This window comes from Acidovorax sp. GW821-FHT09A11 (assembly GCF_059418365.1).
In genome coordinates this window covers 42,715-55,813 of the sequence record NZ_JBWKPS010000011.1, presented here as the reverse complement: position 1 = coordinate 55,813, position 13,099 = coordinate 42,715, and the positions used below count along the sequence as shown (strand labels likewise).

The 13,099-nt window shown below is 67.9% G+C and carries 8 protein-coding genes and 1 riboswitch; of the genes, 5 read left to right on the top strand and 3 right to left on the bottom strand.

Annotation, left to right across the window (positions count from 1 at the left end; genetic code table 11):
- Window positions 1–3: 3 nt before the first annotated feature.
- Complete coding sequence (locus tag AC07PV_RS21695) at window positions 4–2,748, bottom strand: DUF349 domain-containing protein (RefSeq protein WP_494631299.1); 2,745 nt, start codon at window positions 2,746–2,748, stop codon at window positions 4–6.
- A 945-nt stretch (window positions 2,749–3,693) separates the two neighbouring features.
- On the opposite strand from AC07PV_RS21695, the gene AC07PV_RS21690 reads away from it, so the two are divergent.
- The 4 genes from AC07PV_RS21690 to AC07PV_RS21675 all read left to right on the top strand — a co-directional run bounded on the left by AC07PV_RS21690 (window position 3,694) and on the right by AC07PV_RS21675 (window position 7,636).
- Complete coding sequence (locus AC07PV_RS21690) at window positions 3,694–4,536, top strand: lytic transglycosylase domain-containing protein (RefSeq protein ID WP_218297713.1); 843 nt, start codon at window positions 3,694–3,696, stop codon at window positions 4,534–4,536.
- Window positions 4,537–4,632: 96 nt separating this feature from the next.
- Window positions 4,633–4,789, top strand: a riboswitch (ZMP/ZTP riboswitch).
- A gap of 35 nt (window positions 4,790–4,824) precedes the next feature.
- Window positions 4,825–6,069: a serine hydroxymethyltransferase gene (glyA, locus tag AC07PV_RS21685; protein WP_218297714.1), complete on the top strand. Its 1,245-nt coding sequence runs from the start codon at window positions 4,825–4,827 to the stop codon at window positions 6,067–6,069.
- Window positions 6,070–6,090: 21 nt separating this feature from the next.
- Window positions 6,091–6,540 (top strand): transcriptional regulator NrdR, encoded by a 450-nt coding sequence (gene nrdR / locus AC07PV_RS21680; RefSeq protein WP_218297715.1) that lies wholly within the window; start codon window positions 6,091–6,093, stop codon window positions 6,538–6,540.
- Window positions 6,541–6,733: 193 nt separating this feature from the next.
- Window positions 6,734–7,636, top strand: a complete 903-nt coding sequence (locus AC07PV_RS21675) for a DMT family transporter (RefSeq protein WP_494631298.1) — start codon at window positions 6,734–6,736, stop codon at window positions 7,634–7,636.
- A 10-nt stretch (window positions 7,637–7,646) separates the two neighbouring features.
- Here AC07PV_RS21675 and AC07PV_RS21670 read toward each other — a convergent pair whose 3' ends face one another.
- On the bottom strand, window positions 7,647–9,473 hold the full coding sequence (locus tag AC07PV_RS21670; protein WP_494631297.1) for a bifunctional metallophosphatase/5'-nucleotidase: 1,827 nt from the start codon (window positions 9,471–9,473) through the stop codon (window positions 7,647–7,649).
- A 110-nt stretch (window positions 9,474–9,583) separates the two neighbouring features.
- Window positions 9,584–10,681 (bottom strand): chorismate synthase, encoded by a 1,098-nt coding sequence (aroC, locus tag AC07PV_RS21665; protein ID WP_218297718.1) that lies wholly within the window; start codon window positions 10,679–10,681, stop codon window positions 9,584–9,586.
- 181 nt (window positions 10,682–10,862) lie between these two features.
- Between aroC and AC07PV_RS21660 the strand changes: the two genes are divergently transcribed.
- Window positions 10,863–13,097: a sensor domain-containing protein gene (locus AC07PV_RS21660; protein ID WP_494631295.1), complete on the top strand. Its 2,235-nt coding sequence runs from the start codon at window positions 10,863–10,865 to the stop codon at window positions 13,095–13,097.
- Window positions 13,098–13,099: the final 2 nt, after the last annotated feature.

Here is a 13,099-nt window from a genome sequence, read left to right as displayed (position 1 = left end):
CTCTTACTTGCGCAGCAGTGCCTTGAGCGCGTTCTGAAGGCGGCGCGCATTGGCCGCGTCGCTGGCGCTGGCCAGCACGCGGGCCGCGTCCTGCCCCCAGGTCTGCGCTGGCGCGGGATCGTTGCGGCGCGTGAGCAGTTGCAGCTGCAGCATGCGCCGGGCGGCGATGTGCTCCGCGGGCGTGGGCGCCTCTGCGGCCATCTCCAGGCGCAGCAGCGCTTCCGAGGCATCGCCCTTCGGCGCCGCCGACAGGGCCTGCGCCCAGGCGTTGCGCACCGATGCCGTCACACCCGCTCCGAGATCCTGCGTGCTGGGCACCAGGCCCGCGTCGCGCTTTTCCCACGCGGTCAGCAATTGCGTCAGTGCCTCGCCGTGGGCTTGCGCCGCCAGTTTTTTCAGGGCCAGCTGGGCATGCTCCATGGCTTCGCGCTGCGCGCGGAAAGCGGTGTCTCCCAGGCGCGGGCCCCGGTCTTCCTGCGCAGGACGGTCGCCGAAACGGCCACCCCGGTCATTGCGGTCGCCAAAACGGCCGTCTGGACGCGGGCCGCCACGGCCGGCATCACGGTCGCCAGGGCGGCCATCCCTGCGGTCGCCGGGGCGCGCACCACGGCCCGGCGCAGCAGGCGCATCCTTCTTCATGCCCGGCCGGTCGTCACCGCGCACGGCCACCACGGGCCGCGCCACGGGCTTGGGTGCCACGGGCGCCGGTGCGCAAGCCACCGGCTCCGCCTCCACACCCTCGGCCACCGGATCCGCCGAAGCTTCCGAAGCGGATTCAGCCGCCACGGGGGACTGGCTCTGCTCGTCCTTCTGCGCCGAGGCCACGGCCTGCGCGGCCTGCGCCTGACCGCGCAGCGCGGCCTCCAGCGCCTGCATGGCAGAGCGGATCTGCTGCGCATCCCCCGTCGCATTGGCGGCTTCCAGGGACTTGGAGGCCTCCAGCACCACGCGGTCGCGGGCGCTCAATTCGGTGACTGCGCGCTCACGGTCTGCGGACTTGCGGTTGAAAGCCTCGTCGATGGGCTTGCGGAACGCGTCCCACAGCTTTTGCTCGTGCTTGCGGTCCAGCGGCACCGTCTGCGCCTCGGCCTGCCAGCGCTGCTGGAGCGCCTTGACCGCATCGATGCGCAGCGCGGGCGCAGCCCCCAATGCGGTGGCTTCGTCGATCATGGCGTGGCGACGCGCCAGGCTCTCCTTCTGGGCTGCTTCCAGCGGGGCCGCTGCCGAGGCGATGGCCTGCTTCCACAAGGGCTGCAGCTCGGCAAAGATCTTCTCGCCCACATGACCACCTTCGCGCCAGCGGTCGCCAAACTGGTGGAGCGCGCGGTTGATGGCCTTCCAGTCACCCGACGCCGCGTGCGCTTGCGACCATGCCTTGAGCTCCTCGATCAGTGCCAGGCGCTGCGCCTTGTGCTCGGCAGCCTCCGTGCGGATCTTGTCCAGCCAGGCCTCGACCACCTTGTGGGCCGCGTTGCAGGCTTCGTCGAATTTTTTCCACAGCGCATGGTTGGGTGCGCCTCCCTGGTCCGCCTGCTTCCATTGGTCGCGCAGGTTGCGCAGGATTTCCTGCATCTTGCGGCCACCCAGGGCCTGGCCTTCAGGGCGGTTGAGCAAGGCCTCGGCCTTGGCCACCAGGTCCTCGCGCACCTGGTCGGCACTCCAGCGCTGCCAGCCTTCCAGCTCGCCAGCCGCCACCAGGGCCGCGTGCACCTGCTGCTCCAGGGCATTGTCGATGTGCTTTCCATGCACCTTGAGCACGGCGCGCAGCGCGGCTGCAGCACCCGCGCTGGCCTTGCCATGGCCTTCGGCGGTTTCCTTTTCGAGGACGGCCAGGGCTTCGCGCACGCTTTGCGCGGCCTTCTCGATCACTTCAGGAGCTGCCTTGGGCTTGGCCGCACGCGCAGGCTTGGCCGCGGCCGCCGCAGCAGCGGCCTCCGTGGGCAGGCCACGCGCGGCGCGCAGCTCGTCGGCCCATACGGGCACGGGCGGCAGTGCAGCGCTGGCATCGGCCGCGGCCGCCACGGCCTGGGCGACGGCGGGCTGGAAAGCCTCCCACACCACCAGCAACTGGGTGCGCGACGCATCGAGCAGCGCAGGAAAGCGCGCTTCCACGCTCGCCCAGCTGGCATCGCTGGTGAGTTCCTGTGCCTGTTCCTGCCAGCGGGCCACATCGGCACGCAGGAGTTCGAGCGCCGCCTGCGCATCGCGCCAGGGCTTGGTGGAAAGCACTTCAATGCGCTGGGCCAGCAGCACGGCGGCCTCCCGCTGCACCTGCACGCGATGCTGCAGGTCTTCGATCACTTTCACACGGTCCGCGACCTGCACCTTGAGCAGCGACAACGGCTCGCGCGACAGCGGCGCACCGGCCTTGGCCGCATCGCGCTGCCAGGCCATGGCATCGGCGATATTGAGCTTGGGGGCCGCAAGAAGGGCCTGTGCCTTTTCCGCCCACTCGGCGGCGATGGCCTCCTGCCCCTTGGCGCGGCGGATTTCGTCAAGGCGCTCTCGCACCGCGCGGGCTGCGCCCTTGTCACGGCCGCTCAACTCCTTGAAGACCTCCTGCAACTGCTCCGGGGCAGGCTGCGTGGCCAGCCAGTCGCGGATGCGGGAGGCGCGCTCACCAGAGGTGGCGGCAGAAAAGGCGCCGCCGGTCAACGCATCAAGCGGATGCGGCTCATGGGTTTTGGCCGGGGCCGGATTCACTTCAGGTGCGTCGGACATTTTGCTGCGGGAAAAAAATGGAAACATGGATCCAATGGATAACAAAGGCTCCCCCAGGCGCATTGCCTGGAGGCCCGCCCTGGCAACCGCACTGCACGCGCGCCAAGGCAACAAGGAGACTATTTTCACCGGGTTCGGCCAACAGACCGCAGCATGGCGCTGCGCCAAACCCCGAGGGTGATCTGGCACAAGGCTTTGCCAGACGGGCTGACATGCTGCGACCCCCGCAAGGGGCATCGCCCGCGACTCCGGGCGAACTGTCGCCGCTCTAGGGAACAGCCCCCATTATCTATATATAAGCGCCGCTAGCCCAGACAGCCCGCCAGCACAAACAAGAAAGCCCGGCGGACAGTGCCTCAAGGCCTGCCTGCCGGGCTTGACGGCTGACACAACGGTCTTTGCCATCGGTCGCAAATGCGGAGATGAAGGTCCACACTGCGAGGAGGCAAGGTATTGCCTCCAGGGGGTGCCTTGGAATCCTCATCTGCTGCACCAGGGCACTGAATGCCTTTGGAGGGAGACTTGGTTTCGTCTGGCGATGCCTGAAATCAACAGGCAACTGAACCTTACCAAAGTAGTTGCCGCAGTTCAAACTGGATTCTCAATGGCGAAAAGTTCACCGATTGAATTTGACATGAGCTTGTAACAACCCGCCTGAGGCCACAGGCCCCAAACGTCCGCCAGCACCCCAAAAACTGTGATTTTTTACATATTTTTTATAACTTATTAGTCTTATGATTCAATTCATTAGTATTGACTAAGCATTTAGTGACCTCCTAGAATCCCCCAGCCCCAAAAACAGGCTAGTAAAAACCCCAACCCGCTGCCGAACCCGGCTAAGTCAAACCAGGCCCAAAGCACCCCAGAGATGTGCGGCCCACTTGATGGCGTACCAATCCAGGCGACCCGCTGAGACGGGACAGTCACCGATGACTGCCCAGGCTCAGTGCGGCGCTTCAGAAAGGAAGAGCTATGACAGCGTCAGGAAAAATAGTCTCCGGCGTGCGGACCTTCGTGGCCGACGTGACCGAAGGTTTTCTTGAAATCACCCACAACAGCTTCGCCCTCATCGGCCTGGCTGTGGCCTTTGTCGTGATCACCCTCACGGCCCGCCCGGACCTGCGCCAGGCAGGCGAAGCGCAATTGATGAACTGGCTGCAGGCCCGCCAGGTGGAAGTGCTTGGCATGCCCATCGAGCCGGAGGCCAGCGAGCGCGCCACGGCGGGCAATCCCAAGGACCTGCCCAAGGAGCAGGCCGCCGTCGCCTTCTGGCTCAGCAAGAAGTACCGCGTTGCCCCCGAGCCGCTGAGCGTGCTGGTGGCAGAGGCCTATGAAATTGGCGCGAAGTCCAAGATCGATCCCACGCTGATCCTGGCCATCATGGCCATCGAGTCGAGCTTCAACCCGTTTGCGCAAAGCGCGGTGGGCGCCCAGGGGCTGATGCAGGTGATGACCAACGTGCATACCGACAAGTACCAGAACTTCGGGGGGCACTTTGCGGCCTTCGATCCCGTGAGCAACCTGCGCGTGGGCGTGAAGGTCCTGCAGGAATGCATTTCGCGCGCGGGTTCCGTGGAGGGCGGGCTGCGCTTTTACGTGGGCGCCGGCAACCTGGCCGACGACGGCGGCTATGCCGCCAAGGTGATGGCCGAGCATTTCCGCCTGCGCCAGGTGGCCGGCGGCCGCTCCATGCCCACCGCGCCACCGCCCACGCTGTCCACCCAGGCACCCGCCCAGATCATCCCGGTGTCTGCGCCGCCCGCGACGCCAGCGGCGGTGGCGGCCGACAAGGTGGCCCTGCTGACGGGGCTCTGAGCCGATCCTGTGCCGCCGGCCGGGGCGCCATGACCCCGGGGCGCACGGCACTTCGCGCGATGCGACACAGGTTGCGCATGCCACGTCAGCTACACTAGCGGGGTACGCGACTGGCGATAGGCGCGGCATCCCGCACACAGGGTGCTGCCGCTGACGTGGAAACCAGCAAGGGCTTGCCCCTTGTGAACCACTGGGAAGCGTGCCGCACGGGGTTCATCCCTTCTGCGTTCAGCCGTTCGCCTGGGCAGCCCTTGTTTCAAGGGACACAAGTTCATAGGACTGCCAATCATGTACGACCGCAATATTCTTGTCGAACAAACCGACCCCGAACTCTTTGCCGCCATCCAGGCTGAAAATGCCCGGCAAGAGCACCACATCGAGCTGATCGCCAGCGAGAACTACGCATCCCCCGCGGTGATGTGGGCGCAGGGCACGCAGCTGACCAACAAGTACGCCGAAGGCTATCCCGGCAAGCGCTACTACGGTGGCTGCGAGCACGTGGACGTGGCCGAGCAGCTGGCCATCGACCGCGTCAAGCAGATCTTCGGTGCCGAGGCCGCCAACGTGCAGCCCCACTGCGGCGCATCCGCCAACGAGGCCGTGTTCCTCGCGTTCCTCAAGCCCGGCGACACCATCATGGGCATGAGCCTGGCCGAAGGCGGCCACCTCACCCACGGCATGCCGCTGAACATGTCGGGCAAGTGGTTCAACGTGGTCTCCTACGGCCTCGATGCCAACGAAGCTCTGGACTACGACGCCATGGAGAAGAAGGCGCACGAAACCCGCCCCAAGCTCATCATCGCCGGTGCCTCGGCCTACAGCCTGCACATCGACTTCGCACGCTTTGCCAAGGTGGCCAAGGACGTGGGCGCGATCTTCATGGTGGACATGGCCCACTACGCCGGCCTGATCGCCGCGGGTGTGTACCCCAACCCCGTGCCGCATGCCGACGTGGTCACCAGCACCACGCACAAGAGCCTGCGCGGCCCCCGTGGCGGCATCATCCTGATGAAGGCCGAGCACGAGAAGGCCATCAACAGCGCCATCTTCCCCGGCCTGCAAGGCGGCCCGCTGATGCACGTGATCGCGGCCAAGGCCGTGGCCTTCAAGGAAGCGCTGCAGCCCGAGTTCAAGGCCTACCAGGAGCAGGTGGCCAAGAACGCCAAGGTGGTGGCCGAGACACTGACCGCGCGCGGCCTGCGCATCGTCTCCGGCGGCACGCAAAGCCACGTGATGCTGGTGGACCTGCGTGCCAAGGGCATCACGGGCAAGGAAGCCGAGGCTGTGCTGGGCGCCGCCCACATGACCATCAACAAGAACGCGATCCCCAACGACCCTGAAAAGCCGATGGTGACCAGCGGCGTGCGCATTGGCACCCCCGCCATGACCACGCGCGGCTTCAAGGAAGAAGAAGCGCGCATCACCGCCAACCTGATCGCCGATGTGCTGGACAACCCGCGCGACGAGGCCAACATCGCCGCCGTGCGCGCCAAGGTCAATGCGCTGACGGCCCGCTTCCCGGTCTACCGTTAACTTCACCGGTCAGCAGCCGCCATGAAGTGCCCCTTCTGCAGCAACCTGGAAACGCAAGTCGTCGAAACGCGGGTGTCTGAAGATGGGGTGTTCATCCGCCGCCGCCGCCAGTGCGGCGCGTGCGACAAGCGCTTCACCACCTACGAACGGCCGGAAGTGAGCTTCCCGGCCATCGTGAAGAAGGATGGCCGGCGCATCGAGTACGAACGCGCCAAGCTGCTCGCTTCCTTCAATCTGGCGCTGCGCAAGCGCCCGGTCAGCACGGACCAGATCGACAGCGCCATCGAGCGCATCGAGGAAAAGCTGCTCAACCTCGGCCAGCGCGAAGTGATCTCCAGCCGCATCGGCGAGCTGGTCATGCGCGAGCTCAAGAAGCTCGACAAGGTGGCCTACATCCGCTTTGCCAGCGTGTACCGCAGTTTCGAGGACATCGACGACTTCCGCGCGATGGTGGACGAAGTGCGCAAATAACCGCCGCGGCGCCCACGGCCCGTTTGTTGCCGGGCTGGGCTGCCCACGCACCCGCCTCCAGCCAGGCCCAGCGGCCACCTTGGCGATACGCTATCAAAAATATAGCCTTCGGCGCTTGAAGTAAAAGCGCCAGAGGCTATTTTCATGGGCAAAACACCCCCCTGGTGCACAGAAACACCGCGGCTGCCCGACAATGCCTGCGGTGAAAACCCGCCACTTCCTGCAGCTGGTGCTGCTGTCGGCCCTCTGGGGCGCTTCGTTTCTCTTCATCCGCATCGCAAGCCCGCTGCTGGGGCCCAACGTGATGGCCGCCCTGCGCATCGGGCTGGGCACGCTGACCCTGGTCGCCATCATGCGGGCGGCCGGCGAGCCCTGGCCGTGGCGCCACTGGCGCGAGCTGTTCGGGCTGGGCACGCTCACCGTGGCGCTGCCGTTCCTGCTGTATGCCTGGGCCGCCTTGCACCTGCCGGCGGGCTACAGCTCATTGCTCAACACGATGGCCGTTCCCTTCAGCGTGCTCGCGGCCGCATGGATGAAGGAGGACACGCTGAGCCAGCGCAAGTGGCTGGGCTGCCTGTGCGGCTTCGCGGGCGTGGCCCTGATCGTGCAGCTCGGCCCGGTGGAGCCCACGCCGTCCCTGCTGGTCGCGGCGCTGGCCTGCATCATCGCGTCGGCCTGCTACGGGGTCTCCACCACCTGGATGAAGCGGGCCACCACGCGCATGTCGCCCCTGTCGATCGCCGCGGGCATCCACGCCGCCGCGCTGGTGCTGCTGCTGCCGGGCGCCGCATGGAGCCTGCCCGAAGCCCGCTTCACCCCCGGGGCCGTGGCGGCGGTGGCGGTCATGGGCATCGCCACCTCGGGCCTGGCCTACTGGCTCAACCTGCGCGTGCTCGCCCAGGTATCCCCGGTGGCGGCGATGAGTTCCGCGTTCATGATCCCGCTGTTCGGGGTGGCCTGGGGGCATGTGTTCCTGGGCGAGGCCCTGGGCCCCGGCATGCTCTGGGGCGGCGCGCTCGTGCTGGTGGCCACCGGCCTGGTCACGGGCTTCAACCCGCTGCGCTGGCTGGCGGCACTGCGCCCGGGCAAGGAATAGCCGCCGCCGCTCAACGCACGGCGCGCGCGACGGACGTGATGCGGTTGGTCGCAGGCACGGCCACCGGACTCTGCATGCGGAAGTAGGCCTCCAGCGCGTCCAGGTCCAGCCCGCCCACCAGGCGGTCGCGCCCTTCGGTCAGCACGGTGAAGTTGTCTCCGCCGCTGTCGAGGTAGCTGCTCATCACCACGCGCACCGGCATGTCGTCACGCAGCGCAGCACCCTGCAGCACCATCTGGCTGACGCGCTCGCCCGCCGGCCGGGACAGGTCGAACTGGTAGGCAAAGCCCGATGAGACCGACAGCACGCGGGGCCGCTGCACGGTGTTGCTGCCGCTGGCGAACTGCTGCTCCAGCACCGCCCTGATCTGCGCGCCCGTGAAGGTCTTCACGACCAGCTGGTTGCCAAAGGGCTGCACGGCAAACAGCTGCCCGTAGCGCACCAGGCCCTGCCCATCCGGCACCAGGTCGGCACGCAGCCCCCCCGGGTTCATGAAGGACAGCTGCGCCCCGCCCTGCTCCGGCGCGCGCGTGGCGTGGAGCTGCGCATCGGCGACCAGGTTGCCCAGGGCACTCTCCAGCGAGGGCGTCAGCACGCGGCGCAGGGCCGACACGGCCTGCCCCACCGGGCGCTGCGCCAGCGGTATGGCCGCCGCGCGGTAGGTGTCGACGATCTTTTGCACCGCCGGATCGGCCGGGAAGGAAGGCACGGCCGAGGTCATGGGCACGTGTCCCTGGCTGCCGGTGAAGGCCTCTCCCTGCACGATGACGTTGCGCGCCGTCTTGCGCACCACGCGGCGCGTGCGGGTGTCCACACGCAGCTGGATGTCGGTGAGCAGCGTCCCATACTGGCCTGCACTGGTCAGGAGGAAGGGCCTGGCGGGATTCACACGGGCGTAGTCGCACACGTAGGCCTGGTGCGTGTGGCCGGAGACCACCACGTCCACCGCGGGGTCCAGGCGCTCCAGGATGGGGACGATGTCGCCGGAGAGGCCCGCGCAGCTGGTCTCCTGCACCCCGGCCGTGGTGCTGCCGCCTTCATGGATGACGACCGCGATCACGTCGGCGCCCTGCGCCTTGAGCTGGGGAATCAGGGCATTGGCCGTGGCCGCCTCGTCCTCGAAGCGCAGCCCGGCCACGCCCGAGGGGCTCACCATGGTGGGCGTGGCCTGGAGCGTGAGCCCGATGACGCCCAGCGTCACCGTGGTGCCACCCTGCGTGAAGCGCTTGAGCCCCGTCGCGGGCAGCAGTGTCCGCCCGTCCTCGACGCGCACCGTGTTCGCGGCCAGGAAGCCAAAGCGGGCGCCCTTGAATGGCTGGCTGATCTGGCAGGGCTGGCGCGCCGTGAACTTCTCGCAACCTCCCTGCTGCAGGCGCAGCAGCTCGCGCCAGCCGCGGTCGAACTCATGGTTGCCCACCGCGTTGAAGTCGATCTGCATCTCGTTGACGGCCTCGATGGTGGGCTCGTCCAGGAACAGCGAGGACACCAGCGGCGACGCACCGACCATGTCGCCGGCGGACACGACCGCGTGGTGCGGCCCCCGCGCCTTGAGGGCTGCGATGGCGCTCGCGAAGTACGCCATCCCGCCCGCAGGCACCGCCACCGGCCCTGCGGGGCTTGGGACGGCATGCGCCATGCGGGGCGGCTCCATGTTGCCATGCAGGTCGTTGAAGCCGATGAGCGTGATGTCGATGTGCGCAGGTGCCGGATCGCCGGCCCATCGCGTGGCCGTGCCACAACCCGCCAGCAGGCCCCCGAGGACGCCCGCCGCCGCGAGCACCGCGCCGCCGCGCGCCCATCCTGAACCACGGAATGCCTGTGCCAACAACCTGCGCATGGAGAGTGCCTTGTCCAGTCCAGTAAAAAGGGCGCGCATCCCTGCACGCCCCGCAAACCACGGCGGCGAAGCGCCCGGGCCGGGCCCGGTGCGCTGTGCCATGCCGATTCCTACAGAAACGATGCCTGGATGGGCGGCACCGGCGGCACCACATCGCCACACTGCGCGCGGTGGCGCAGGGCATGGTCCATGACGACCAGCGCCAGCAGCGCCTCGGCGATGGGCGCAGCGCGGATGCCCACGCAGGGGTCGTGGCGGCCCTTGGTGACGACCTCGGTGCTCTTGCCGTGCACATCGATCGATTCGCGCGGGCTGATGATGGAGCTGGTGGGCTTGATCGCGATGCTCACCTCCAGGTCCTGCCCGGTGCTGATGCCGCCCAGCACGCCGCCCGCGTTGTTCGTGCGAAAGCCCTGGGGCGTCATCGAATCGCCATGCATCGTGCCCCGGTGGGCCACGCTGGCAAAGCCCGCCCCGATCTCCACGCCCTTCACCGCGTTCAGGCCCATCATGGCGTGGGCGATGTCGGCATCGAGCTTGTCGTACAGCGGCTCGCCCAGCCCCACGGGCACGCCGGTGGCCTGCACGCGGATGCGGGCACCGCAGGAATCACCGGCCTTGCGCAGGGCGTCCATGTAATCCTCGTACTGCTGCACGTCGGCCACGGGGGCGAAGAAGGGATTGCTGCGCACGTGGTCCCAGCTCTCGAACGGGATGGACAGGTCGCCCAGCTGTGTCATGCAGGCGCGGAACTGCACGCCGTACCGCTGCGCAAGCCACTTCTTGGCCACGGCGCCAGCGGCCACCGTGGGCGCCGTCAGGCGGGCGGAAGACCGGCCTCCGCCGCGCGGGTCGCGGATGCCGTACTTGTGCCAGTAGGTGTAGTCGGCATGGCCGGGGCGAAAGCTCTCGGCGATGTTGCTGTAGTCCTTGCTGCGCTGGTCGGTGTTGCGGATCAGCAGCGCGATCGGCGTGCCGGTGGTCTTGCCTTCGTACACGCCCGACAGGATCTCCACCGCATCGGGCTCGTTGCGCTGGGTGACGTGGCGGCTGGTGCCGGGGCGGCGCCGGTCCAGGTCGGCCTGGATGTCGGCCTCGGCGAGCGCCATGCCGGGCGGACAGCCGTCGATCACGCAGCCAATGGCCGGGCCGTGGGATTCACCAAAGTTGGTGACTGCGAATAAGGATCCGAAAGTATTGCCGCTCATGGCGCGGGATTATCCCAGAGCGGCCGCACGGCCGCGCCTTGCCCCCCGGGGTGATGGCCCGTGCCGTGCGCCAGGAGCCCGAAGGCGGGCCCTCCGTGCGGTGCGGATACCACGCGCAACCAACCTGCTTGGCATCGCGGGATGCGCTTGCTAGCATGGGTGGACGATCTTTGGGACAACCATGCCCGTTTCAGCTCCGCACCTTCCAGGCTCCCCCTCCCCTTTGGACCGCCCACCGACAGGCCTCCTGGCAGACGCCCCGCTGCGCAGGGCCCTGGATGCCAGCGACAACGCCATCGTGATGAGCAACAGCGCCAGGCTCGTCGTGTACATCAACGAGGGCTTCACCCGCCTGTTCGGCTTCAGGCCCCAGGAGGTGCTCGGGCGGCACCTGAGCGATGTGCTGCTGGGCCCGCACTCCGACCCGGGGCTGCTCGCCGACATCCGCAGCGGCATGCACACCGAGGGCAGTTTCCACACCGAGACCCTGCTGTACAGCCGGGCCGGCGCGCCGCGCTGGGTGTCGATGATGATCAATGCATCGGACGAGGCCTCGGGCGGGCCGGGCGGCAGCATCACCGTGCTGACGGACATCACGCTCACCAAGATGCACGAGGTGCTGCAAAAGCGGGTGCTCGAGGGCATGGTCAATGAACTGCCCCTGGCCGATCTGATGGCCCTCGTCTGCCACGAAGTGGAGCGCATCGCCCCCGAAGTCACCGCCTCCATCCTGGCCGTGGATGAGCAAGGCCTGCTGCGCCCCCTGGCGGCACCGGGGCTTCCTCCCGCCATCTGCCAGGCGCTCGACGGCCTGCCCATCGGCCCCCGTGCGGGGTCGTGCGGCACCGCGGCCTTCAGGGGCATCCCCGTGGCGGTCAACGACATCGCCACCGACCCCTTGTGGGACGACTACCGCGCGCTGTTCGCACCCAGCGGCGTGCGCGCCTGCTGGTCCAGCCCGATCTGCGACCACACGGGCAAGGTGGTGGGCACCTTTGCCTTCTACTTTCGCGAGCCGCGCGGCCCGGATGCGCTGCACTACCGGCTGGTGGGTGTATGCCTGCACCTGTGCGCGCTGGCCATCGAGCGCAATGCCACGCAGCAGCGCATTCACCGCCTCGCCTTTTTTGACGGGCTCACGGGCCTGCCCAACCGCGCGATGTTCCTCAGCAGCGCCGGGCGCACGCTGGCCGGCCTGCGGCAGGACGGCCGCCCCGGCGCGCTGCTGTTCGTCGATCTGGACCGCTTCAAGCAGGTGAACGACACGCAGGGGCATGCCGCGGGCGACGCGCTGTTGTGCGAAGTGGCCAGGCGGCTGACGCAGTGCCTGCGAGCGCGGGACCTGATCGGCCGGCTGGCGGGCGACGAATTCGTGCTGCTGCTGTCCGAGTGCGCCACCGAGGAAGCGGTGCAGGCGGCGCACCGCATGCTGGAGGAAATGTCCCGGCCCATGGACATCCATGGACAGGCCCATGTCTGCCACGCCAGCATCGGCATCGCGATGTTTCCCGACGACGGCGACGCCATCGAGACGCTGCTGCGCCATGCCGACCAGGCGATGGCACAGGCCAAGAGCGATCACCGGCACAGTCTGCAATTGTTCAGCGCGGAGATGAACCGGCGCGCGCAGGAACGTGCAGCGCTGGAGCGCGCATTGCGCCAGGCCCTGGCCGAACGCCGCCTGACGCTGCACTACCAGCCCCAGGTGCTCGGCGAAGCGCCCGGCACCCTGCACGGCGTGGAAGCCCTCGCGCGGTGGCAGCACCCCGAATGGGGCATGGTGCCGCCCAGCCGGTTCATCCCCGTGGCCGAAGAGTCCGGCCTGATTCACGAGCTGACCCTGTGGCTGCTGGACGAGGCCTGTGCGCAGCTGTCGGCATGGCGCGCGGCGGGCCACCACGTGCCCTGCGTGGCGGTCAACCTGTCAGGGCGCAGCTTCCACCAGGCAGACCTTGCGCAGCAGGTGTGCGATGCGCTGCGGCGCCACGGGCTGCGCGCGGACGACGTGCTTCTGGAAATCACCGAGAGCGTCATGATGGACGCGCGGCCCGTCACGCTGGCCAACATCGAGGCGCTGCACGGCAAGGGATTCCGGCTGTCGCTGGACGATTTCGGCACCGGCTATTCCAGCCTGAGCTACCTGCACCGCCTTCCCATTTCAGCGCTCAAGCTCGACATGGCCTTCGTGCAGGACCTCACCACCAGCCCCACCGCGCGGGCCCTCACGGTGTCGGTGCTCAGCATCGCCCACAGCCTGGGCATGGTGGTGGTGGCCGAAGGGGTGGAAACCACGGGCCAGCAGCAATGGCTGCAGGCGCATGGGTGTCCCGTCATGCAGGGCTATCTGTTTGGCAAGCCGCTGCCACCGGACGAACTGGAGGCCTGGCTCTGCGCGCAGGCAGCACGCCCGCGCTGAGC